This is a genomic window from Streptomyces sp. YGL11-2, from assembly GCF_050054615.1.
In the GTDB taxonomy this organism is placed as follows: Bacteria; Actinomycetota; Actinomycetes; order Streptomycetales; family Streptomycetaceae; genus Streptomyces.
The window spans coordinates 224,185-245,336 of the sequence record NZ_JBNHIN010000006.1; the positions used below are offsets into that span (position 1 = coordinate 224,185).

A 21,152-nucleotide genomic window follows, 5' to 3' on the forward strand; every position below is an offset into this window, starting at 1 on the left:
CCGCGGCCGGGCCCGGACTCCGGCCCCGGCCCCGAGCGGGACCCTCAGAAGGAGCCGCGGCCCGAACCGCAGCGGGAGCGGCCCCGTCCCGCACCCGCACCCAAGGCGCCGCGCCCGGACCGTCCCATCCCGACCCCGGGCGAGGTGTTCCCGCCGCGGCGGAAGCCCGCCCCGCCCCCCGAGGCCCGCACCGCATGAGCGCTGCGTACTCTGGCTGAGTACTTTCGCGGGCTCACGCCTATAAGGAGGCCCATGCCATGGATTACGTCTCAGCGCTGCTGCCGCCCGTCGTGATGGCCGTGGCCTTCACCTGCCTGATCGTGACGATGATCAAGAGCCAGGGCGGCCAGAACAAGTCCAAGGAGGACGCGGCGGTCGACGAGGCGTTCGCCCGTGCCGAGGCCGCCGGGCAGAAGCCCAAGCCCTTCGGCGCCTGACCCGCCACCGCCATTTCCGGCGGTCCGCCCGCACAGTACGGCCCGGGATTGTCCATCCCGGGCCGTACCTCCTTTTTCCGGGCCAAACGCAACGAGATCAACCGGCATTCGCGACATCTCCCACTATTCTTCTTGTGTGCCGAGACGCTTGGGTGATCTGGAAGACGCGGTGATGACGCGGGTCTGGGAGTGGAACCGCCCGGTCACCGTTCGAGAAGTCCTGGAAGATCTCCAGAAGGAACGGTCGATCGCCTACACAACGGTCATGACCGTATTGGACAACCTGCATCAGAAGGGCTGGGTGCGCCGCGAAGCGGAAGGCCGCGCCTATCGATATGAAGCGGTCTCCACTCGCGCCGCCTACTCGGCCGCACTGATGAACGAAGCATGGTCCGCCAGTGACAACCCCGCCGCCGCACTTGTGGCCTTCTTCGGCATGATGTCGCCGGAACAACGGCACGCTCTGCGCGATGCCGTACGGATGGTGCAGGCCGACGATCCGGTCGAGGCGGGGGAAGAACAGACCCCCGCCCGCGAAGAACAGCGACAAGCACAGCCACAAGCCGCGGATGACCCGGCATCGGGCGACGGAGATGAACCCGGGGCGGGTGCGGACAGCAAGGGGCGATAGCGTCCGGGCATGCCTGCGCATTCAAAAGGGCTCACCGTCCGCCGTGCCCGGACCAGCGATGTACCGGCCGTACGCCGCCTCATCGACGCCTACTCGCGCGACGGGATCCTGCTCGACAAAGCCACCGTCACGCTTTACGAGGACATCCAGGAGTTCTGGGTCGCCGAGCGCGACGAAGACGCCGAGGTCGTCGGCTGCGGAGCACTCCACGTCATGTGGGAAGACCTGGCAGAGGTCCGCACCCTGGCAGTGGATCCGGAGCTGAAGGGAGCGGGGGTCGGCCACCAAGTCCTCGACAAGCTGCTGCGTACCGCAAGGTGGCTCGGAGTGCGACGAATTTTCTGTCTCACCTTCGAAGTCGACTTCTTCGTCAAGCACGGCTTCGTGGAGATCGGCGAGACTCCCGTAGACGGCGATGTCTACAGCGAACTGCTGCGTTCCTATGACGAGGGGGTTGCGGAGTTCCTCGGCCTCGAACGAGTGAAGCCCAACACCCTGGGTAACAGCCGCATGCTTCTGCACCTGTGATCAGCGTTCTATGTCCGAATCGCTCCCCTATCTCATGGCTACGGACGCATGCGTTCCCCGCTCACTGGGCAAGTGAACCCTACCCAAGGGTTTGTGTTTTTCCCGGAAAAGCGGTTTGCTTTCCGTCGTAATCCACATTCGATGAAAGGGAAACCCGGTGGCACAGAAGGTTCAGGTTCTTCTTGTGGACGACCTCGACGGCGGCGAGGCCCACGAGACCGTGACGTTCGCGCTCGACGGTAAGACCTACGAGATCGACCTCTCGGACGCCAACGCCGACAAGCTCCGCGAGGGGCTGGCCGAGTTCGTGAAGGCCGGCCGGAAGACCGGTGGCCGTTCCGCCGGCCGCGGCAAGGCCCGCGCCGCTTCCGCAGGCTCTCCCGACACCGCGAAGATCCGTGCGTGGGCCAAGGAGAACGGCTACAACGTCAATGACCGCGGCCGTGTCCCCGCCGACATTCGCGAGGCATTCGAGAAGGCCAACGGCTGATCGCCGCACGCGCGATCCGATTGAGCATTACGAGCACGTACCAACCGGGCACGGTGGCACTCGGTGGCCGCCGCGCTCACGAGCCGTACGAGGTCGGGGGCGCCCCCACCGTCCCCGATTCCTGCCCCGAACCCCGTGGTGGGCAGGGAATTCTCCGCCCCGTACCCAGGCCGGGGAGGCCGCACCCATCCCGCGGCCTCCCGTGCGCCGAATCCGCCTGACGCCCGGTCCCCCAGGGGGAGCGACGGTGCGGGCATCCGGTCACCGGCGCCACGAGCCGTGAGATCCGCCGCGAGTGCGCCCCACTCCAGCCATTCCAGGATTCCCGGGAGTTCCTCGGCACCGCCGGCCGCGATGAGCATGAGCAATTTCGGCCGATCCCCGAGGTGTTTCCCGCCGCGTCCGCCCCTGAGGAACGCGACCGGACCCGTGTGCGGCACCCGCCGCAGCACGGCGATTCCGGCGTCGGCCGGCATCTCCAGGGCGTCGAAGCGCACCCCCGTGATGAGTTCCACCGGCTCCGTGCCGGTGGTTGGCCAGCCCATTTCCTCCTCGTACCACCGGCGGACGGTGGAGAGGGGGGAGCGGGGTCGCGGAAGCGCGCGGGGCATGCCTGGTGAACTCCCGGCACCACAGGAAGTTACGTTGGGTATGCGTAAGGATGCGTTCCGTATATCCCAGGGGGGAGTGCGGGGGCGTCCGGTGGTGTGCGGATGTTCGCCCGTAGCGGATGGAAAAGGTCCGCGCCGCATGGAGTGTCAGTGGCAGCGGGTAAGAAAGTCTCAGTGGGAAGAGACGCTGTGACCGGCGCTCGGAGCGGTTCGCCGCGGTCTTCGGCCGGCGGCCGACGGAGTGTCGGGGAGGGCCGCGTTCGCCACGGGCGTAGTGGCGGCGGGCGTATATGCCTGGCCTGCGGGAACATCGTCTCGCACCATCGAGTTGGAGCAGATGTCAGCTGTTCGGCAGTAAATTTCCCCGTCGGAGCGGGGTGATCCGGACGGGTGTCGGCAGTTGGAATGAGCTGTCCCGCCCTGCGGGACTAGCATGCGGAAGGACAGGGAGGGGACCGACCCCTAACTGCCTGACCGCTCTGAGGAGCGATTAACGATGTTCGAGAGGTTCACCGACCGTGCGCGGCGGGTTGTCGTCCTGGCTCAGGAAGAAGCCCGGATGCTCAACCACAACTACATCGGCACCGAACACATCCTCCTGGGTCTGATCCACGAGGGTGAGGGTGTCGCCGCTAAGGCCCTGGAGAGCCTCGGCATTTCGCTTGAGGCGGTCCGCCAGCAGGTGGAGGAGATCATCGGCCAGGGCCAGCAGGCCCCGTCCGGCCACATTCCCTTCACTCCCCGTGCCAAGAAGGTCCTGGAGCTGTCGCTCCGCGAGGCCCTCCAGCTCGGCCACAACTACATCGGCACCGAGCACATCCTGCTCGGCCTGATCCGCGAGGGCGAGGGCGTCGCCGCCCAGGTCCTCGTGAAGCTGGGCGCCGATCTCAACCGGGTCCGGCAGCAGGTCATCCAGCTGCTGTCCGGCTACCAAGGCAAGGAAGCCGCCACCGCGGGCGGCCCGGCCGAGGGCACGCCTTCGACCTCGCTCGTCCTGGACCAGTTCGGCCGCAACCTCACGCAGGCCGCCCGGGAAACCAAGCTCGACCCGGTCATCGGGCGCGAGAAGGAAATCGAGCGGGTCATGCAGGTGCTGTCCCGCCGTACGAAGAACAACCCGGTCCTCATCGGCGAGCCCGGCGTCGGCAAGACGGCGGTCGTCGAGGGCCTGGCGCAGGCCATCGTCAAGGGCGAGGTGCCCGAGACCCTCAAGGACAAGCACCTCTACACCCTCGACCTGGGCGCGCTGGTCGCCGGCTCCCGCTACCGCGGTGACTTCGAAGAGCGCCTGAAGAAGGTCCTCAAGGAGATCCGCACCCGCGGCGACATCATCCTGTTCATCGACGAGCTGCACACCCTGGTCGGCGCGGGCGCCGCCGAGGGTGCCATCGACGCCGCGAGCATCCTCAAGCCGATGCTGGCGCGTGGCGAGCTGCAGACCATCGGCGCGACGACGCTGGACGAGTACCGCAAGCACCTGGAGAAGGACGCGGCCCTGGAGCGCCGCTTCCAGCCGATCCAGGTCGCCGAGCCGTCGCTGCCGCACACCATCGAGATCCTCAAGGGCCTGCGGGACCGCTACGAGGCGCACCACCGCGTGTCCATCACGGACTCCGCGCTGGTCGCCGCGGCCACCCTCGCCGACCGCTACATCTCCGACCGCTTCCTGCCGGACAAGGCGATCGACCTGATCGACGAGGCCGGCTCCCGGATGCGGATCCGCCGGATGACCGCGCCGCCGGACCTGCGCGAGTTCGACGAGAAGATCGCCGACGTGCGCCGCGAGAAGGAGTCCGCGATCGACTCGCAGGACTTCGAGATGGCCGCCGGCCTGCGCGACAAGGAGAAGCAGCTCCTGGCCGCGAAGGCGAAGCGGGAGAAGGAGTGGAAGGCCGGCGACATGGACGTCGTCGCCGAGGTGGACGAGGAGCTGATCGCCGAGGTCCTGGCCACGGCCACGGGCATCCCGGTCTTCAAGCTCACCGAGGAGGAGTCCTCGCGTCTCCTGCGGATGGAAGACGAGCTGCACAAGCGCGTCATCGGCCAGAAGGACGCCATCAAGGCGCTCTCCCAGGCCATCCGCCGCACCCGTGCCGGTCTGAAGGACCCCAAGCGTCCCGGTGGCTCGTTCATCTTCGCCGGCCCGTCCGGTGTCGGTAAGACCGAGCTGTCCAAGACGCTCGCCGAGTTCCTCTTCGGCGACGAGGACGCGCTGATCTCCCTCGACATGTCGGAGTTCAGCGAGAAGCACACCGTCTCGCGGCTCTTCGGTTCGCCTCCCGGCTACGTCGGCTACGAAGAGGGCGGCCAGCTGACCGAGAAGGTCCGCCGCAAGCCGTTCTCGGTGGTGCTCTTCGACGAGGTCGAGAAGGCCCACCCGGACATCTTCAACTCGCTGCTGCAGATCCTGGAGGACGGTCGCCTGACCGACTCCCAGGGCCGGGTCGTGGACTTCAAGAACACGGTCATCATCATGACCACCAACCTCGGCACCCGGGACATCTCCAAGGGCTTCAACCTCGGCTTCGCGGCCCAGGGCGACACCAAGTCCAGCTACGAGCGGATGAAAAACAAGGTCAACGAAGAGCTCAAGCAGCACTTCCGCCCCGAGTTCCTCAACCGTGTCGACGACACCGTCGTCTTCCACCAGCTCACCGAGGAAGACATCATCCAGATCGTCGACCTCATGATCGCCAAGGTGGACGAGCGGCTGAAGGACCGCGACATGGGCATCGAGCTCAGCGGCGAGGCCAAGTCGCTGCTGGCCAAGCGCGGGTACGACCCGGTGCTCGGCGCCCGTCCGCTGCGCCGCACGATCCAGCGCGAGATCGAGGACGCCCTCTCGGAGAAGATCCTCTTCAGCGAGCTGCGTCCCGGCCACATCGTGGTCGTCGACGTCGAGGGCGAGGGCGAGACCGCCAAGTTCACCTTCCGCGGCGAGGAGAAGTCGGCGGTGCCGAGCGCCCCGCCGGTGGAGTCCGCGGCGGGTGGCTCGGGGCCTAACCTGAGCAAGGACGCGTAGTCCCTGACGCGTAGTCCCTGACATACGCGGCCGCCCCGGAACCGTTCTACGGTTCCGGGGCGGTTTTGTGTTGGAGGGCTCTTTTACGTGCGGGGGCGGGGGAAGAGGGTGACCTCGATGTGGGGCGGGACGGCGTACTCGGGGGCGGGGGTGAGACAGGAGAGATAGAGGTTCTGTAGGGCAGGGAGGGCCGCTACGGGCGAGAGGTCGATGGGGGCGCCGATCATGCCGTAGAGCCTCAGGGTGTGGACGCCGGGGAAGGCCGGGAGGGTGGTGCGCAGCTGCGCGGTCAGTTCGGCCGGGGAGTGGCGTGCCGGATTGAGCAGGCTGAGGTTCTTCACCTGCGGCAATGCCAGGCCGGGAGGAACACACAGGCCGCTCTCGCCCTCCGCCAGGCCGAAGGAGAAGTCCTCCAGTTCGGTGAGGTCGCAGAGTGCACGCCACTGGTCCTCGGCGAAATCGTCGGTGAGGCGTTGCAGCTGCATGCCCTGCAAGCGCGGCCACGAGGCGATACGCGTGAAGTCGGGGCGAATGCGCTGGCCGAGGACCAGGTGGGTCAACGGAGCGTCTGCCGGGAAGGCGTCCAGGCCCTCGGGGGGAAGCGGGACGAGGAGCGTCAGGGACCGGAGACGGCGCAGGCCGTCGAGCCCGCGTGGTGTGCGCACACCGCTGCCGTCCGCCCCGCTGATGGCCAGGTTCTGTAGATGCAGGTCCGCGAGGGGCGCGGCATCGTCGACCCCGGGGCAGTCCCGCAGGGTGAGCGATCTCAGTACGGGGAAGTTCCGGAGGAATGCGAGATCGGTGATCGCCGGGTTGTCGAAGAGCATGAGGTGGGTGAGCTGCTCGGGGTGGAGTGCGTCGAGGAGTTCACCGGCCGTGAACGAGCCGCTCACGGTCGTCATCGGGTGACCGCCGAGCGCCTTGAGGGCAGCCAGCTCGGCGGGGTTGGTGACGGTGATGTGGACATCGGTGCCGACGTGCCGGATGACGTCCTCGGCGTAGCGGCCGGTCTCGAACGCCGGCCAATGCACGCTGAGTTGGCCGCGGACGGAGACGTCGGGGTGGTCCCGGAAGCGCTTGATGCATTCCAGGGCGGCGTCGGAGCCGATGGACGCCGCGGTGGCCACCACTTCCTGCGCTTCGTCGACCTCCAGGCCGTCGGGGCCGGGCAGCAGCTCCAGGACGATGGGGCCGGCTGTGGCCAGCATTACCGACTCCTCGCGGGTGCGCGGCGGCAGGATCGCCTTCGCGCGGGAGTTGACCTCCTCGCGTACCGCCGGGTCCAGTTCCGTCGCGTGTTCCAGGCAGGCCACGGCGAGGAGATGGACGCGCAGCCGCGCGGCCTGGTCGGCCAGCCCGTCGCCCTTGGTGATCAACTCCCGTAGCAGGTCGGCACGTTCGCGGGGGCGGGCGTGGGCCACGGCCATGCGGATGACGTCCTCCCACTGGGAGTCCGCCGCATGCGCCACCAGGAGGCCGAAGTCGCCCTCCTCGATGGCGGCCCTGGCGCCCAGGTAGTCCTGGAAGGTGCGGTGCACGAAGTCCACGGAACCGGGGGCGGGTTCGCGCAGCAGGCCGCTGCGGAGGAGGAGGTGGCGGAAGACGGCGGAGGCCGGGCCCTGGGAGGCGGCGGCGGGGACGGCGGGGAGGGCGTCGGCGACGAGGCGTTCGGCGCGGTCGCGGTCGAGTTCGGTACGGCCGTTGCGGATGAGCCAGTAGGCCAGGCGCTGGAGGAGCTGGATCTGCGGCTCGTCGCTCAGCTCGATGCCGTCCGGGCCGCGCATGTCGCGTTCCCGGTCGCGGCGGGAGAGCAGCATGCCCAGGGCGGCGTCGTAGAGCTCCTTGCGGCCGTGCGGGAGGTAGCCGCGGCGGTCGCGGTGCAGCGCGCAGATCAGGCCGCACATCAGGGGGTTGGTGGCGAGCCGGCCGAGGTCGGGCTTGGTGCGGACGGCGGTGCGGAGGGACTGCTCGTAGGCGTCGAGTCGGTCGGTGTCGTCGGCGTCGTGGCGCGCGGCCCGGTGCCAGCGGCCGATGAAGGCGGCGACCTCGTCGCGGCTCATGGGGGAGAGGGTCAGCTCGTCGAAGCCGTCGGCGGCCAGCCAGTCCTCGCGTACGGCGGAGGGGCGGGTGGTGACCAGCCAGAGGTTGCCCGGGAAGGTGTCGAGCAGATCGCGGAGCCAGCGGCGGGTGTGGTCGCGTTCGCGTTCCGGGATCTCGTCCAGGCCGTCGACGAGGAGGAGGCCGCGGCCGGAGGCGAGGACGCGTTCCGCCCAGCCGGCGGGCTGGGAGCCGGAGACCGGGCAGCCGGTGGCGGCGAGGAAGCGGTCGGGAGCGGGGAGGGCGGCGCCGGAGCGGGTGAGGGTGCGGAGCGGGAGGACGAAGGGGATACGGCCGTAGAGGTGGGGGAGGGCGGTCTCGCTGGCGGGTTTGGTGCAGGAGACGGCCAGCCACTGGACGAGGGTGCTCTTGCCGGAGCCGGCGACGCCGCGGAGGAGGACGTGGGAGCGGCCGACGAGGGCCTGGTCGGCGCGTTCGGGGCGCCGGGAGGTGAAGGCCTCCAAGGTCTGGTGGACCAACTCCGGCTGTTGGGCCAGATCGAGTGCCCGCTCGGCAACGGAGGCGGGCCCGGACGTCGCCTCCAGGCTCATGTAGGCGGCGTCGAGCGGCCAGCGGTCCGGGGAGTTGTGCAGGTCGATGCCGTAGATGGTGAGGCGGCCGTGCTTGCGGGCGAGGTGGACGAGGTATCCGCGCTCGAAGGCGGCGTCGGCGGTGCGGGGCGACGGATGCCGCTCGATGAACTCGTCGACGATCGTGATCAGCGCGTCCAGGCTGCGGCTCTGCTGGACCAGCGTGCGGGCGACGAACGTCGAGCGTTGGGTGAAGAAGTGGACGATGTGCAGGCAGGCGGTGCCGACGAGGGTCTGGTGGAGGAGTTCGGCGTCCCGGGACAGCCCGCGGGCCGCCTGTGGGGCGACGGCCGTCAGGCGCTCCGCCAGGGCGGTGGAGCCGAGGGCGACGGCCTGGGCGTCGTCCATGTCGAGGGTGCCGAGGCCGGTGAGGGTGGCGGCCAGGGCGTCGGCGACGGCCGTCTCCTCGTCCTCGGGGACCGGCCGCTCGCCGGGGCCGGCGGACCGTACGGCGCGCCGCACCAGCTCCGCCGCCAGTTTGTGCAGGTCCTTGTCGGTGAGGGTGCGCTGCTCGCCCCGGAAGGAGACCAGGGCGGAGATCCGTACGGGGGCGTCGACGAGGCCGGCGCCTGGACCCTCCTTGACGAAGAGCTTCTTGACGAGCGGTGCGACGACGCTCGACGCGAGCTTGACGCCTACTGCTGACGGGTCCATGTGCGGTCCGCCCTCCCCCTGTGATGACGCTGCGCTGTGCCGACGCGGTGACGTGTCGGTTCCGGATCAGGCTAGAGAGGTGGGCCGGTGCCGGTCAGGCGCTTTCCGGAATCCACCGGGCGGGAACCCATCGGTGGGAATCCACCGGGCAGAATTGGGTAACCCAGGTCACATCCGCAGTGGATTTCGCGTAATGCGGGTCACAGTGAATCCTCTTCGGCTGGTGACTTGAGGCACACGGTTTTGGGGCCTACTAGAGGCTTTAGGGGAATGCGGCTGGGGTCGTTCCGGGGGGTTGGATTCCCTTGGTGAGGGGTGCTGGAGCGAGGGTCCGTCGATCGTGGCGCGCTCGGGCCTCGTATGGAGAAATGCCAGGTAAGAGGGGTATTGCCCGAAGTCGCTGGGACTGTTTGAGGTGATTTGCCCATGCCTCGACAGAGGCGCGGTCACGCCTTGATCGGCATCCCCGGATACGGGCTCCGATAGTAGAAAGGGCCTCTTGGCGTCATGGCGAACGCGGGTTACCAAGGAATGGCGCTCCCGGACCGCAGCCGGGAAAACACCCATTCACTTTCCCTGGAGGGAAAACCCGCATGTCGAAGTTTGCCGCGATACGTAATTCCCGGAAGTCCGCCAAGTCGGCCAAGGCCGCGAAGTCGGCGCTGTGTAATCGGGTGGCCGTAGTGGCCGCCGGTGCCGGTATGGCCGCCGCGCTGGGCGCCGGGGTCGCCTCCGCCGCGGACGCCGGGCTGCTGCATCTGAGCGCCGGCACCAGCAAGGCCGTCAGCGCCCAGGCCGCGGCGCAGACCAAGGCCGTCGCCGATGCCAAGGCGGCCGCGGCGAAGGCCAAGGTGGACGCGGCGAAGATGGCCAACGCCTGGGTGAAGCCGGTCGAGAAGTACGTCCTCGGCGAGCCCTTCGGCATCGCCGGCGTCCACTGGGCGCACAAGCACAGCGGTCAGGACTTCGTCGTGCCGACCGGCACCGCGGTCCACGCCGTGCACAAGGGCACGATCGTCAAGGCCGGTCCGTGGGGCGGCGGCGACGGTCCGGCCTACGGCAACGCGATCGTGATCAAGCACGCCGACGGCATGTACACCCAGTACGCGCACCTCTCAAAGATCGAGGTCCACGTCGGCCAGCAGGTCGGCACCGGCCAGCAGATCGGTCTTTCCGGGAGCACCGGCAACTCCACCGGTCCCCACCTGCACTTCGAGGTCCGCACCGGCCCCAACTACGGGTCGGGCATCGAGCCGACCGGATTCCTGCGGGCTCACGGCGACGCCGTCTGAGCTGAATCCGGCCGGGCTGGCCGGCGGCTCGGCGGGTTTGCCGCCGTGACCAGTTCCGTGGCGACCCTGAGGATGGCCTCGCGCTTCTCCTCGGGGTCGCCCACGACGTTCTGCATCGCGAACATGCCCGCATGCATCGAGAACAGCGCCGTGATGCAGCGCACCTGGTCCACCATCTCGGCGTCGGGCTCCTTGAGCAGGTCGTAGAGCGTCAGCATCCGCTCCTTGAAGCGCTCGCCGATGGTGAGGTCCCGCACGGTGGCCTGGTTTTCCTGCATGAAGCGGAAAAGGGCCTCGGAGGAGCGCAGCGACTCGCTGTAGCGGCGGACCAGCTCCTGCTTGGTCTCCAGGGTCCGCGGCTGCTCCTCGGCCCAGGTGATCAGCTCGTCGATGGGCCTGCACAGGTCCTCGAAGAGGCTGATGATGATGTCTTCCTTGGTCTTGAAGTGGTAGTAGAGCGCCGCCTTGGTGACCTCCAGCCGCTCGGCGATCTCGCGCAGCGAGGTCTTTTCGTAGCCCTGTTCCGCGAACAGCTCCAGAGCGACGTCCTGAATGCGCTGGCGGGTGTTGCCCCGGCGCGGGTGCGGTGTGCCCATTGGTGCTCTCCTGCGTGACTGCGGTGTCGTTGCCGGCTGACGGCTTGCCCGTCCAGCAGACACTGCCCCGCTGGTCAGGCGCTACCCACTCGGGCCCCAAAGAACTTACTTGACGCCCGGCTAGTTGCTCTCTATCTTACGTACCGTATCGAACTAGCCGGGCGGCAAGTAAGTAAGCAAGATGAGGAAGTGATGGGGATGTCGCGGACAGCGGCCCCGACGGGGGACATATCGGAGCAGAGCACGGGCAGAAAGCCCGCCGGTGTACGGATGGTGCTCTTCGCGCTGATGATCGCGATGCTCCTCGCGATGCTGGACAACATGATCGTCGGCACCGCGATGCCGACGATCGTCGGTGAACTGGGCGGGCTGGCGCACCTGTCCTGGGTGGTCACCGCCTACACGCTGGCCACGGCAGCGTCCACGCCGATCTGGGGCAAGCTCGGCGACATGTACGGGCGCAAGGGCGTCTTCCTCACGTCCATCGTGCTCTTCCTGATCGGCTCCGCGCTGTCCGGCATGGCGCAGGACATGAACCAGCTGATCGGCTTCCGCGCCGTCCAGGGCCTGGGCGCGGGCGGTCTGATGGTCGGCGTCATGGCGATCATCGGCGACCTGATCCCGCCCCGGGAGCGCGGCAAGTACCAGGGCATGATGGCCGGCGTCATGGCCGTCGCGATGATCGGCGGGCCGCTCGTCGGCGGCACGATCACCGACCACCTCGGCTGGCGCTGGAGCTTCTACATCAACCTGCCGCTCGGCGCGATCGCGCTGATCATGGTCACCGCGGTGCTGCACCTCCCGAAGAAGCGCTCGCGCACCCGCATCGACTACGCCGGCGCCGCGCTGCTCACGATCGGCATCACCTCGCTCGTACTGATCACCACCTGGGGCGGCACCCAGTACGCCTGGCTCTCCGGCCAGATCGTGGGCCTGGGCATCCTCGGCGTCGTCGCGCTGATCGCCTTCCTCTTCGTCGAGCGCAAGGTGAGCGACCCAGTCCTGCCGCTGCACATCTTCCGCAACGGCAACTTCTCGCTGGTCACGGTCATCGGCTTCCTGGTCGGCTTCGTGATGTTCGGCTCGATGACGTTCCTGCCGCTGTTCCAGCAGTCCGTGCAGGGCGCCTCGGCCACCAACTCCGGTCTGCTGCTGCTCCCGATGCTGCTGTCGATGATGGTGGTCTCGCTCATCGCGGGCCGGGTCACCACCCAGACCGGCAGGTACAAGATCTTCGTGACCCTCGGCGGCGCGCTGATCACCGTCGGCCTGGCCCTGCTCGCCCTCATGGACACCGACACCACGCGCTTCACGTCCGGTGCGTACATGGCGGTGCTCGGCGCCGGTATGGGCTGCCTGATGCAGACCACGATGCTCATCGCGCAGAACAGCGTGGAGATGAAGGACATGGGCGTCGGCTCCTCGTCCGCCACGCTGTTCCGTACGATCGGCGGTTCCTTCGGCGTCGCGATCCTCGGCGCGATCTTCACGAACGAGCTCCAGTCGACGATGGTCGCCCGCCTCGGCAAGGCCGCCGAGAAGATGACCAGCGGCGGCGCCCAGATGGACCCGAAGGGCCTGGCCAAGCTCCCGGCGCCGGTCAAGGACGCGTACGCCCACGCGGTGGCCTCCGGTACGCACCACGTGTTCCTGTGGGGCGCGGCGATCAGCGTCGTCGGCTTCATCGCGGCGTGGTTCCTGAAGGAGGTTCCGCTGCGGGGTGGTCCGGCGAAGCCGGCGGATGGCGCGGGTGCGGAGGCTCCTGCGGAGCGGGCGATGGTTGTCGAGGCCGTCTGACCACGCGCCTGCAGCAAGCGGCCCCGGTGTACGTACGTCACGTACACCGGGGCCGCGGTGTTGAACGGCTGAACGGCCTTCAGGTGGTGGGGAGTTCGCCGCTCTTCACGGCGGCTACGAACCCCGACCACCCGGCGGCCGGGAACACGAGCGCCGGGCCGTGCGGGTCCTTGCTGTCGCGGACGGGGACGATGCCGGGGAGGGTATCCACAACCTCAATGCAGTTGGCGCCATCACCGTTGCTATAGCTGCTCTTGCGCCAGGTGGCAGTGCTCAGCTCAATCCTGTTGCTGCGCTTCATCTTTGTAGCCCCTTGCCGCTTCCTCGATCATGGCCAGGGACGCCTCAGGCGGTAGTGCGGCGGCCCTCAGCAGATCGTACGACCTCCGATAGTCCGTCACGAGCGGTGGAAAGTCGATTGATTGGCCGCTGAATTCGCTCTCGACCCAGACAAACGGTGGTGCGTCGGAAAAGGTCATGACGCTAGCCATGCCGCCGTGCATCAAGGGGTGAGCGGCAGTCGACGCGGGGACGATCTGCAGAACGCTCTGTGTCGAGCGGATCAGGTCGGTGATGTGTTCCAGCTGTTCGGCCATCTCTGCCGATGGGAGCAGCGGCCTGCGGATCAGGTCCTCGCGGAGGATGGCCCAGTAGTAGGGGCGCTCCTTGCGTTTCCAGATTTCCGCGCGCTTCATCCGCGCGCGGACCTTCTCCTCGACGTCTTGGGGGTCGCCCCAGGGCCTGGCCGTCTCGAAGAGCTTCCGCATGTACGCCTTGGTCTGCAGCAGGCCCGGGATGACGGTTGGCGACCATTCCTCGATCGTTGCGGCCTGCTTCTCCAGGTCAGGGATGTCCGCGTAGTACGAGGGATGCCCGGTCCGCCTGGCCTTTGCCGCATCTTCGCAACGGCGCTGGAAGAAGCCGTCCGTGTTGAGTTTCTTGTCGACGTGGACGGCGAAGTCCATCGGCATCGCGCGCTCGCCGCGTTCGATCTGGCTGAGCAGTGAGATGCCGCGGAAGGCTCCTTCCGCCAGCTGTTCGAGCGTGAGGCCCGCTTGCTCTCTTCGGTAGCGCAACTCTGCTCCGTAAAAGCTCTGGACGCTCGCGGAGGGATCCGGGTCCTTGCGAGGAGGCATAACTCACCGCCAGTACTTGCTGGTTGCGCGCGTGCAACGCGATTCCCTTCCCAAGCTACGCCGCCCGACGTCACTCTGTGAGCGATTGGTCACAATGCGCACAGGAAAGGTGAACGGCCATGGATGACGTGCAGGAATGCGCCGAGGGGCTCAAGGTCGCGCTGAAGGCGAACGGGATCACGCTCCCCTCCCTCGGCATCGATATGCCCTCGTTCGCGGGGGATTACCCACCTCCGCTGGTCGCGCTGGGCAACTGCAACATGGCCACCGCGCGCAGGCTCGCCGAGGTGCTGCACAAGGCGGCGGCGCGGTGCTGACGGTGCGGCTGCTGGCCGTACTGAAGGAGGTGCCGTTGCTGCGGCAGGCGGTGCGGGCGCATCTCGGTACGGCGGCGGCGTCCTGTGAAGTCGAGCTGTGTGTGAGTGAGTTGGTGGGCAATGTGATTCGGCATGTGGGGGAGGGGACGCCGGTCACCGTTCATGTCGTCGCGACCGGGGACGGGCGGACGCGCGTCGAGGTGACCGATCCGGACCCGCGGGCGTTGCCCGTGCTGCTGCGGGCCGCCGCGGACGACGAGAACGGGCGGGGGATAGCGCTGCTGGACGCCGTTGCGCTCCGTTGGGGCGTACGGCAGGGAAGCGTGGGTAAGACGGTCTGGTGCGAGGTGGCGGGGGCGGGCTGAGCCCGCGCGCCGCGCCTTCGAGCCGCAGCCCTAGTATGGCTCGGACGTATAAGCGAAGGGACTCCGCCGCCGCCACCGCAGGCCCGGCTGGATCAGCCCGGATGAACGGGGGGTACTTCTCGTGGGCTTCATGGACCGTGTACGCGGCGAGTTCATCGACATCCTGGAATGGACGGACGACAGCCGGGACACGATCGTCTGGCGTTTCCCGCGCTACGAGAACGAGATCAAGATGGGCGCCAAGCTCATCGTGCGCGAGTCGCAGGTCGCGGTCTTCGTGAACATGGGCCGGATCGCGGACGTCTTCGCGCCGGGCATGTACGAGCTGCAGACGGGGAACCTGCCGATCCTGTCGACGCTGCAGGGCTGGAAGTACGGCTTCCACTCGCCGTTCAAGGCGGAGGTCTACTTCGTCACCACCCGGCAGTTCACGGACATGAAGTGGGGCACGCAGAACCCGGTCACGGTGCGGGACCCGGAGTTCGGCATGGTGCGGCTGCGGGCGTTCGGCGGCTACGCGGCGCGGGTGACCGACCCGGCGAAGCTGCTGACCGAGCTGGCCGGCACCGACCCCATGTTCCGCACCGAAGAGGTCGAGGAGTACTTCCGGCAGCTGATCGTCGGCAAGCTCGGCACGCTGCTGGGGAGTTCGGGCATTCCGATGCTCGACCTCGCCGCGCGCCAGGCCGAGCTGGGCGACCGGCTGGGCAAGATGCTGACCGACGAGCTGGCGGCGTCGCACGGCATCTCGATCCCGAAGTTCATCATCGAGAACATCTCGCTGCCGCCCGAGGTCGAGCAGGCCATCGACGCCCGCAGCCGCATGGGCATCATCGGGAACCTCGACAACTACGCGCGCATGCAGGCCGCGGACGCGGTGCGGGACGCGGCGAACAACCCGGGCGGCGCCGGGGAGGGCATCGGCCTGGGCCTCGGCATGGCCGCGGGGCAGCAGATGGCGCAGGCGTTCGCGACGCCGCAGCAGAGCCAGCCGGTACAGCAGCAGCCGTACGCGCCCGCAGCGCCGGCCCCGGGCGGTGGGGCCGTTCCGCCGCCGCTGCCCGGTCAGCAGCAGTACCAGTGGTACGTCGCCGTGGACGGTCAGCAGCAGGGGCCCTACGACCATGCGACGTTCACCGGGCACATCGGCTCGGGGGCCGTACGGGCCGGGATGCTCGCCTGGCGGGACGGTATGGCCAGCTGGCAGCCGGTGGAGAACGTGCCGGAGCTCGCCCAGCACTTCCGCGCCACTCCGCCCCCGCTGCCGCCGCAGGCGTAACCGACCGCAGGAGCCGGTGACCCCATGAGCTATCAGCCGTACCAGCCGCAGCAGCCCTATGGCCAGCAGCCCAACCAGCAGCAGCCGTATCCGCCGCAGCAGCCCTATCCGCAGCAGCAGGCGTATCCGCAGCAGCAGCCGTACCCGCCGCAGCCCAACCAGGGGCAGCCGTATCCGCCGCAGCAGGGGTACCCGCAGCAACAGCAGCAGCCGTATCAGCAGCCTCAGCAGCAGTACCAGCAACAGCAGCAGTATCAGCAGCCGCCCGCGCAGCAGCAGCCGAGCGAGCCGCAGTCCCCGCAGTCGTACGCGTGCCAGTCCTGCGGTTCCACCTCCGAGTACGCGCCGGGGACGAACGTTCTGCGCTGTCCGCACTGCCGGTTCGAGCAGCCGATCGTCCCCGTCAACCGCGAGGTGCGGGAGCACCCGTGGGAGGAGCTGGCGACCCTGGTGCCCAAGCCGCGGGTGTCGGGCGGGCAGATCCTCAAGTGCCCGAGCTGCGGTGCGGCCAACCAGACCGACGCGCTGTCTGGCAACTGCCAGTTCTGCGCCACCCCGTTGGTCGCCTCGGCCGCCGAGGACCGGATCGTGCCCGAGGGCGTGGTGCCGTTCCGGGTCGCCAAGCGGGATGTGCACGAGAACCTGCGCAAGTGGGCCCGGTCCCGCTGGTTCGCGCCGAACGCCCTGAAGAAGGTGGGTTCGGCGGAGTCCCTGCACGGGACGTATGTGCCGCACTGGACGTACGACGCCCAGACCACGTCCTCGTACAGCGGTGAGCGCGGCGAGGAGTACACCGTCGGGATGGGCGACGACAAGGAGACCAGGGTCCGCTGGTACCGGGTCAACGGCACCGTCAACCGGTTCTTCGACGACGTCCTCGTCCCCGGTGTCGGGACCGTCGACACGAACCGGCTGTCGGCGTTGGAGCCCTGGCCGCTGAAGCAGGCGGTGGCTTACCAGGAGGCGTATCTGGCGGGCTTCAGGACGCTGCGCTACGAGGTCGAGCCGGAGGCGGGTTTCCAGACCGCCCAGCAGAAGATGGCCAAGGTCATCGAGGAGGACTGCAAGCGAGACATCGGCGGTGACCAGCAGCGGGTGCACGCGGTCAACACCAGCTACGGGGCGATGACGTTCAAGCTGATGCTGCTCCCGGTGTGGTTCGCGTCGTACGTCTACAACGGCAAGCAGTGGCAGGTCATGGTGAACGCCGATACGGGCGAGGTCACCGGTGAGCGCCCGTACAGCCCGTTGAAGATCGCCTGCGCGGTCGTCCTGGTGGCGGTGCTGGTGACGCTCTGGTTCGTGCTGAGCCGGCACCACCGGCACTGACACCGGTCCCGTCAGAGAGTGGTGCGGCGGCGGTGGGGGTCCTTCGGGGTCCTGACCGCCGCCGCTGCCGTTGGCGGTCAGGAGGCCGTCAGCGGTCCGGGAGCGGCCAGCGGTCCGGGAGCCGTCAGCGGTCCGGGAGCTGGATGACCGGGAAGCTGCCGGTCGCCGTCGGGGCGTTCTCCGGGAGCCAGAGGACCGACACGGCGCCCGTGGAGCCGTCCGTGAGCTCGTCGGCGTTGCGGAAGGTGAGGCGGGCGCCGAGCACCCGGGCCTGGCCGGCGGCGATCGTCAGGCCCAGGCCGTGGCCGACACCGGCCCGGTCGCTGCTGCCGGTGCGGAACCGGCTCGGCCCCTCGCGCAGCAGGGCCTCGGGGAAGCCGACGCCGTGGTCGCGGACCCGCAGGACCCGGCCCTCCACGGTGACCTCGATGGGCGGCTTGCCGTGGCGCGAGGCGTTGGCGATCAGGTTGCCGAGGATGCGTTCGAGGCGCCGCGGGTCGGTGGAGACCTCCGCGTCCCGCACGATCTCGACCGTGACGTCGGGATCCAGCGCCCGCACCCGGCGGGTGACGAACTCGCCGATGCAGACGTCCTGGAGCTCGGCCCGCTCCGCGTAGCCGTCGAGGCGGGCCACCTCCAGCACGTCCTCGACGAGGGTGCGCATGGCCTGCGCGCGGTCGCGGACCAGCTCCGACGGCCGTCCGGGCGGCAGGAGTTCGGCGGCGGTCAGCAGGCCGGTCACCGGCGTCCGCAGCTCGTGGGCGATATCGGCGGTCACTCGCCGCTCCGCCTCGATGCGCTGCTGGAGGGCGTCCGACATGGCGTCCACCGCCCACGCGAGATCGTCCGTCTCGTCGTGGACCCGGCCCCGGCCGACCTCGTCGCGTATCCGGACGGACATGTCGCCGTCGGCCAGTTTCCCGGCCGCGGCGGCGGCCTTGCGCAGCCGCTTGGAGAGCCGCCCGCCGACCAGCACACCGAGCGCGCAGCCGCCGACCACCACCGCGGTGGAGCCGATCAGCAGCGCCTGGTCCAGGTCGTCGAGGACGGCGAAGCGGTCCGGGAAGCGGTCGTGGAGGGAGAGCACCCGCCCGTTGCCGAGCGGGGTGGCGGCCCACACCTCGGGGGCGGTCTGGCCGGTGTCCTGGAGGAAGGTGGCGCGCTCGCCCTCGACGACCTCCTTGCGGAGTGCCTTGGGCAGCGCCGGGTCGTCGATCTTCGCGCCGAACTGGAGGCGGTTGGTGGACTCGAAGATCTTCTGCGTGAAGTTGAGCCGTTCTATTTGCACGTCGCGGCTGTTGTCGAGCATGGAGACGCGGGCGGCGTTGTGCACGACAATGCTCAGCGCCACCGCGACCAGCGCCCCGACGAGCGCGATGGCGGCGCTGAGCTTCCATCTCAGGCCCGTTCGCAGGGCCAGCCGTACCACTGGAGGTGTCAGCCTCTCAGCTTGTATCCGAAGCCGCGGACCGTCTCGATCCGGTCCTGGCCGATCTTGCCGCGCAACCGCTGGACGTGGACGTCGACGACCCGGGTGTCCCCGCCCCAGCCGTAGTCCCAGACCCGCTCCAGCAGCCGGTCGCGCGAGAGGACCGTACCCGGCGCGTTGGAGAACTCCAGCAGCAGCCGCATCTCGGTCGGTGTCAGGGCGACCGTCTCACCGCCCTTGCGGACCTCCATGCCTTCGGTGTCGACCTCCAGGTCGCCGAAGCGCAGGACCGTCTCTTCGAGGATCGCCTCCTCCGCGGGCCCGCCGCCGGTGCGGTTCTGGCCGGCGTGCCCGAAGCGGCGCAGCACGGCGCGGATACGGGCGACGAGCACCGCACCGTCGAACGGCTTGGTGACGTAGTCGTCGGCGCCGGCCTCCAGGCCCAGCACCACGTCGATGGAGTCCGCGCGCGCAGACAGCATGATCACCGGCACGGTGGACTCGTCGCGGATGCGGCGGCAGAGGCTGACGCCGTCGAGCCCGGGCACCATCACGTCGAGCAGGGCGATATCGGGGCGGTTCGCGCGGAACGCCTCCAGGCCCGCCAGCCCGTCGGGCATGGCGGTGACCACGAAACCGTCCCGTTCCAGAGCGAGTTGGGTGGCTTCGCGGATGACGTCGTCGTCCTCGACGAAGAGGACATGGGTGTCGGCCATGCGGTGGTCTCAGCCCTCCGATCCCGTGCCGTCGTCCGGTGAGGCGCCGGCGGTGGTCTTGCTGTAGTCGGTGTGATACCGATCGAACTCGGTGAAGCGGTCGTTCGCCCAGCGGTAGGTCATCACATCCTCCCCCGAGGGGCAGCACACCTTGTCGCCCGTGGCGTAGGTCTGCTTGGAGACCTCCAGGTCCCCCTTGTTCACCCCCGCGTACACCGACGGCTGCTCATTGGCGTACACGTTGTCATACCCATCGGGGGCGCCGGCCTGCTCGCGGTAGACGTACGAACCCAGACCGACCGAATCGGCGCAGGTCATGACGTTGACGATCACGTCGGGGGTGGAGCCGCCGGTGAGCGAGGCGTAGGTCACCTCGACCGGGTAGGCGTCCGCGGCGCACGGCTTGGCGACGGACCGCTTCACGTCTGCGCTGACCTTCGGGTCGTCCTTGAGGAGCTTGACCGCGTTGACCTTCTTGTAGTGCGCGGTCGAGCTGGGGGACGGGGACGCGCTCAGCGCGCCCCGCGGGGCGGGCGTGTGGGTGGCGGAGCCCTCCTTGCGGACGCCCCCGCCGCCGGGGTTGCAGCCGGCCAGCAAAAGACCGACGGCGGCCACCCCCGCCGTGGCCGCGCCGCCCTTGGTCAAGCTGTTCCTGGTCAGGCTCCTGCCCGGCCTGTGTCTGGACAATCCGCTCCTGCTCACCGTGCTGCTCGCACTGCCGCCGATCGCGCCGCTGCCGCGTACCGGGCTGCCGTTCCTCTTGAGATTGTCGCGCGCCTTGCTGTGAGCCGGGCTGTGGCGTCCGTTACGCCGGTTCTGCCGCCGCGGTGCGGTGCCCGCGCCGCGGCCGTGCTGCCGGTGCTGCCGGCGGGTGCGGCGGGTGTGCCGCCGAGGGGTGTGATCCGTGTGACGCCGCCGGTCAGGCCGCGCACCGCTCCCGCTCCCGGTTCCCGCGCTCCAGCATCCGTGCGTCTATGTCGCGGTTCTCCAGCTCCTGGCGGAGGCGGGCCAGCGCCCGGTGGAGGGTGCTCTTGACCGTGCCGGTGGACATGCCCAGAGCGGCGGCGGTCTCCTCGGTGCTCATCTGCTCCCAGTGCCGCAGCACGACGACGCTGCGCTGCTTGGGGGCCAGCACGCCGAGGATGTCCATCAGCAGGGCGCGGTCGGCGCGCTGCTCGGTGCCGTCGTCGACGCTCGCGTCCGGGAGCTGCTCGGTGGGCACCTCCTCCAGCTTGCGGGCGCGCCACCACTCGGTGCGGGTGTTGATCATGACGCGGCGGAGGTAGGCGTCCGCCAGCGACTTGTCCGCGATGCCGTCCCAGCGGCCGTACGTACGCACCAGGGCCGTCTGGAGCAGGTCCTGGGCGTCGACGGGGTCCGGCACCAGGCGTCGGGCGCTGCGCAGCAGTGCCTCCTGCCGAGTCCGTACGTACTCCTCGAAGTCCAGTACCTTGCCGCCGCTGGTCGCCATTCCGACGCCTCCGATCCGCTTGCGTTTCCCCACGTTGACCGTGCCGGTGGTCATCTCCAGCACGGGAATGACGCTACGGAGAGGGTGTTGCGGCGTAATGTGCGTCGGCCCTACAGGGAGTGCACGGAAAACACTCGGTTGTGTAACAGCCCGCCGGGGGTCATACCTCGGACGGACGGGGCCGCTGCCCGGGTCATACTCCCGGCGGATGGAGGGCCCGGCTCCAGGGGGACGAAAGTCCTGCGGCCGGGAAATAGCGCCGAGTTGGGCGGTATTTCTTCCCATTTGCCCGAGATTGTGATGGCGCTTTGACGGCGTTATGCCGGGTTAATGCGCGTACGGAAATGCGCAGGGGCGCGGGCGCC

General features: G+C 68.8%; 21 protein-coding genes and 1 pseudogene. 13 read left to right on the forward strand and 9 right to left on the reverse strand.

Annotated features, from left to right (window positions below):
• From ACO1BR_RS10070 to ACO1BR_RS10090, 5 genes and pseudogenes are all read left to right on the forward strand, one after another.
• Positions 1 to 198: pseudogene (locus ACO1BR_RS10070) on the forward strand (hypothetical protein); the annotation flags it as partial.
• A 59-nt stretch (positions 199 to 257) separates the two neighbouring features.
• The gene (locus ACO1BR_RS10075; RefSeq protein ID WP_426794676.1) at positions 258 to 437 is read left to right on the forward strand and encodes a hypothetical protein; all 180 of its coding nucleotides are present in this window, start codon (positions 258 to 260) and stop codon (positions 435 to 437) included.
• Positions 438 to 609: 172 nt separating this feature from the next.
• Positions 610 to 1,068 (forward strand): BlaI/MecI/CopY family transcriptional regulator, encoded by a 459-nt coding sequence (locus ACO1BR_RS10080; protein WP_426794724.1) that lies wholly within the window; start codon positions 610 to 612, stop codon positions 1,066 to 1,068.
• Positions 1,069 to 1,077: 9 nt separating this feature from the next.
• Positions 1,078 to 1,596: an amino-acid N-acetyltransferase gene (locus ACO1BR_RS10085; RefSeq protein WP_159508744.1), complete on the forward strand. Its 519-nt coding sequence runs from the start codon at positions 1,078 to 1,080 to the stop codon at positions 1,594 to 1,596.
• A 157-nt stretch (positions 1,597 to 1,753) separates the two neighbouring features.
• On the forward strand, positions 1,754 to 2,086 hold the full coding sequence (locus ACO1BR_RS10090) for a histone-like nucleoid-structuring protein Lsr2 (RefSeq protein ID WP_426794677.1): 333 nt from the start codon (positions 1,754 to 1,756) through the stop codon (positions 2,084 to 2,086).
• Here the strand turns inward: ACO1BR_RS10090 and ACO1BR_RS10095 are convergent.
• Positions 2,017 to 2,838 (reverse strand): SCO3374 family protein, encoded by an 822-nt coding sequence (locus tag ACO1BR_RS10095; RefSeq protein ID WP_426794678.1) that lies wholly within the window; start codon positions 2,836 to 2,838, stop codon positions 2,017 to 2,019. The two genes, ACO1BR_RS10090 and ACO1BR_RS10095, sit on opposite strands and share 70 nt — an antisense overlap.
• A 355-nt stretch (positions 2,839 to 3,193) precedes the next feature.
• Here ACO1BR_RS10095 and ACO1BR_RS10100 point away from each other — a divergent pair, with 355 nt between their 5' ends.
• A complete protein-coding gene (locus ACO1BR_RS10100; protein ID WP_426794679.1) occupies positions 3,194 to 5,719 on the forward strand; it encodes an ATP-dependent Clp protease ATP-binding subunit in 2,526 nt (841 codons plus the stop codon).
• Between the two features lie 83 nt (positions 5,720 to 5,802).
• Here the strand turns inward: ACO1BR_RS10100 and ACO1BR_RS10105 are convergent, their stop codons facing one another.
• Entirely contained in the window at positions 5,803 to 9,060 is a 3,258-nt protein-coding gene (locus ACO1BR_RS10105; RefSeq protein WP_426794680.1) for an NACHT domain-containing protein, read from the reverse strand.
• Between the two features lie 593 nt (positions 9,061 to 9,653).
• On the opposite strand from ACO1BR_RS10105, the gene ACO1BR_RS10110 reads away from it, so the two are divergent.
• Positions 9,654 to 10,352, forward strand: coding sequence for a M23 family metallopeptidase (locus ACO1BR_RS10110; RefSeq protein ID WP_426794681.1), 699 nt, complete (start codon positions 9,654 to 9,656; stop codon positions 10,350 to 10,352).
• Here ACO1BR_RS10110 and ACO1BR_RS10115 read toward each other — a convergent pair.
• Positions 10,334 to 10,948 carry a TetR/AcrR family transcriptional regulator gene (locus ACO1BR_RS10115; protein WP_426794682.1) on the reverse strand — a complete coding sequence of 205 codons (615 nt, stop codon included), beginning with the start codon at positions 10,946 to 10,948 and terminating at the stop codon, positions 10,334 to 10,336. The two genes, ACO1BR_RS10110 and ACO1BR_RS10115, sit on opposite strands and share 19 nt — an antisense overlap.
• Before the next feature lie 270 nt (positions 10,949 to 11,218).
• Here ACO1BR_RS10115 and ACO1BR_RS10120 point away from each other — a divergent pair, with 270 nt between their 5' ends.
• Positions 11,219 to 12,745 (forward strand): MDR family MFS transporter, encoded by a 1,527-nt coding sequence (locus ACO1BR_RS10120; RefSeq protein ID WP_426794725.1) that lies wholly within the window; start codon positions 11,219 to 11,221, stop codon positions 12,743 to 12,745.
• Positions 12,746 to 12,824: 79 nt separating this feature from the next.
• Here ACO1BR_RS10120 and ACO1BR_RS10125 read toward each other — a convergent pair whose 3' ends face one another.
• Both ACO1BR_RS10125 and ACO1BR_RS10130 read right to left on the reverse strand, forming a co-directional pair.
• The gene (locus ACO1BR_RS10125; protein ID WP_426794683.1) at positions 12,825 to 13,046 is read right to left on the reverse strand and encodes a DUF397 domain-containing protein; all 222 of its coding nucleotides are present in this window, start codon (positions 13,044 to 13,046) and stop codon (positions 12,825 to 12,827) included.
• Positions 13,024 to 13,881, reverse strand: coding sequence for a helix-turn-helix domain-containing protein (locus tag ACO1BR_RS10130; RefSeq protein ID WP_426794684.1), 858 nt, complete (start codon positions 13,879 to 13,881; stop codon positions 13,024 to 13,026). Before ACO1BR_RS10130 ends, ACO1BR_RS10125 begins: the two co-directional genes overlap by 23 nt.
• 119 nt (positions 13,882 to 14,000) lie before the next feature.
• Between ACO1BR_RS10130 and ACO1BR_RS10135 the strand changes: the two genes are divergently transcribed.
• From ACO1BR_RS10135 to ACO1BR_RS10150, 4 genes are all read left to right on the forward strand, one after another.
• Complete coding sequence (locus tag ACO1BR_RS10135; protein WP_426794685.1) at positions 14,001 to 14,198, forward strand: hypothetical protein; 198 nt, start codon at positions 14,001 to 14,003, stop codon at positions 14,196 to 14,198.
• Entirely contained in the window at positions 14,195 to 14,563 is a 369-nt protein-coding gene (locus ACO1BR_RS10140) for an ATP-binding protein (RefSeq protein ID WP_426794726.1), read from the forward strand. Before ACO1BR_RS10135 ends, ACO1BR_RS10140 begins: the two co-directional genes overlap by 4 nt.
• A 130-nt stretch (positions 14,564 to 14,693) precedes the next feature.
• Positions 14,694 to 15,842, forward strand: a complete 1,149-nt coding sequence (locus ACO1BR_RS10145; protein ID WP_236573828.1) for an SPFH domain-containing protein — start codon at positions 14,694 to 14,696, stop codon at positions 15,840 to 15,842.
• 24 nt (positions 15,843 to 15,866) lie between these two features.
• Entirely contained in the window at positions 15,867 to 17,171 is a 1,305-nt protein-coding gene (locus ACO1BR_RS10150; RefSeq protein WP_426794686.1) for a hypothetical protein, read from the forward strand.
• A gap of 124 nt (positions 17,172 to 17,295) precedes the next feature.
• On the opposite strand, the gene cseC is transcribed toward ACO1BR_RS10150, so the two are convergent.
• Genes cseC through ACO1BR_RS10165 form a run of 3 tightly spaced genes read right to left on the reverse strand, consistent with a single transcriptional unit; the run spans position 17,296 to position 19,961 of the window.
• Positions 17,296 to 18,600: a two-component system sensor histidine kinase CseC gene (cseC, locus tag ACO1BR_RS10155; protein ID WP_426794687.1), complete on the reverse strand. Its 1,305-nt coding sequence runs from the start codon at positions 18,598 to 18,600 to the stop codon at positions 17,296 to 17,298.
• Positions 18,601 to 18,608: 8 nt separating this feature from the next.
• Positions 18,609 to 19,316 carry a two-component system response regulator CseB gene (gene cseB / locus ACO1BR_RS10160; RefSeq protein ID WP_426794688.1) on the reverse strand — a complete coding sequence of 236 codons (708 nt, stop codon included), beginning with the start codon at positions 19,314 to 19,316 and terminating at the stop codon, positions 18,609 to 18,611.
• A gap of 9 nt (positions 19,317 to 19,325) precedes the next feature.
• Positions 19,326 to 19,961: a hypothetical protein gene (locus ACO1BR_RS10165; RefSeq protein ID WP_426794689.1), complete on the reverse strand. Its 636-nt coding sequence runs from the start codon at positions 19,959 to 19,961 to the stop codon at positions 19,326 to 19,328.
• Between ACO1BR_RS10165 and ACO1BR_RS10170 the strand changes: the two genes are divergently transcribed.
• Positions 19,954 to 20,103 (forward strand): hypothetical protein, encoded by a 150-nt coding sequence (locus ACO1BR_RS10170; RefSeq protein ID WP_426794690.1) that lies wholly within the window; start codon positions 19,954 to 19,956, stop codon positions 20,101 to 20,103. The genes ACO1BR_RS10165 and ACO1BR_RS10170 overlap by 8 nt on opposite strands.
• Before the next feature lie 132 nt (positions 20,104 to 20,235).
• Here the strand turns inward: ACO1BR_RS10170 and ACO1BR_RS10175 are convergent, their stop codons facing one another.
• Positions 20,236 to 20,841, reverse strand: coding sequence for a SigE family RNA polymerase sigma factor (locus ACO1BR_RS10175; RefSeq protein WP_426794727.1), 606 nt, complete (start codon positions 20,839 to 20,841; stop codon positions 20,236 to 20,238).
• Between the last annotated feature and the right edge of the window lie 311 nt (positions 20,842 to 21,152).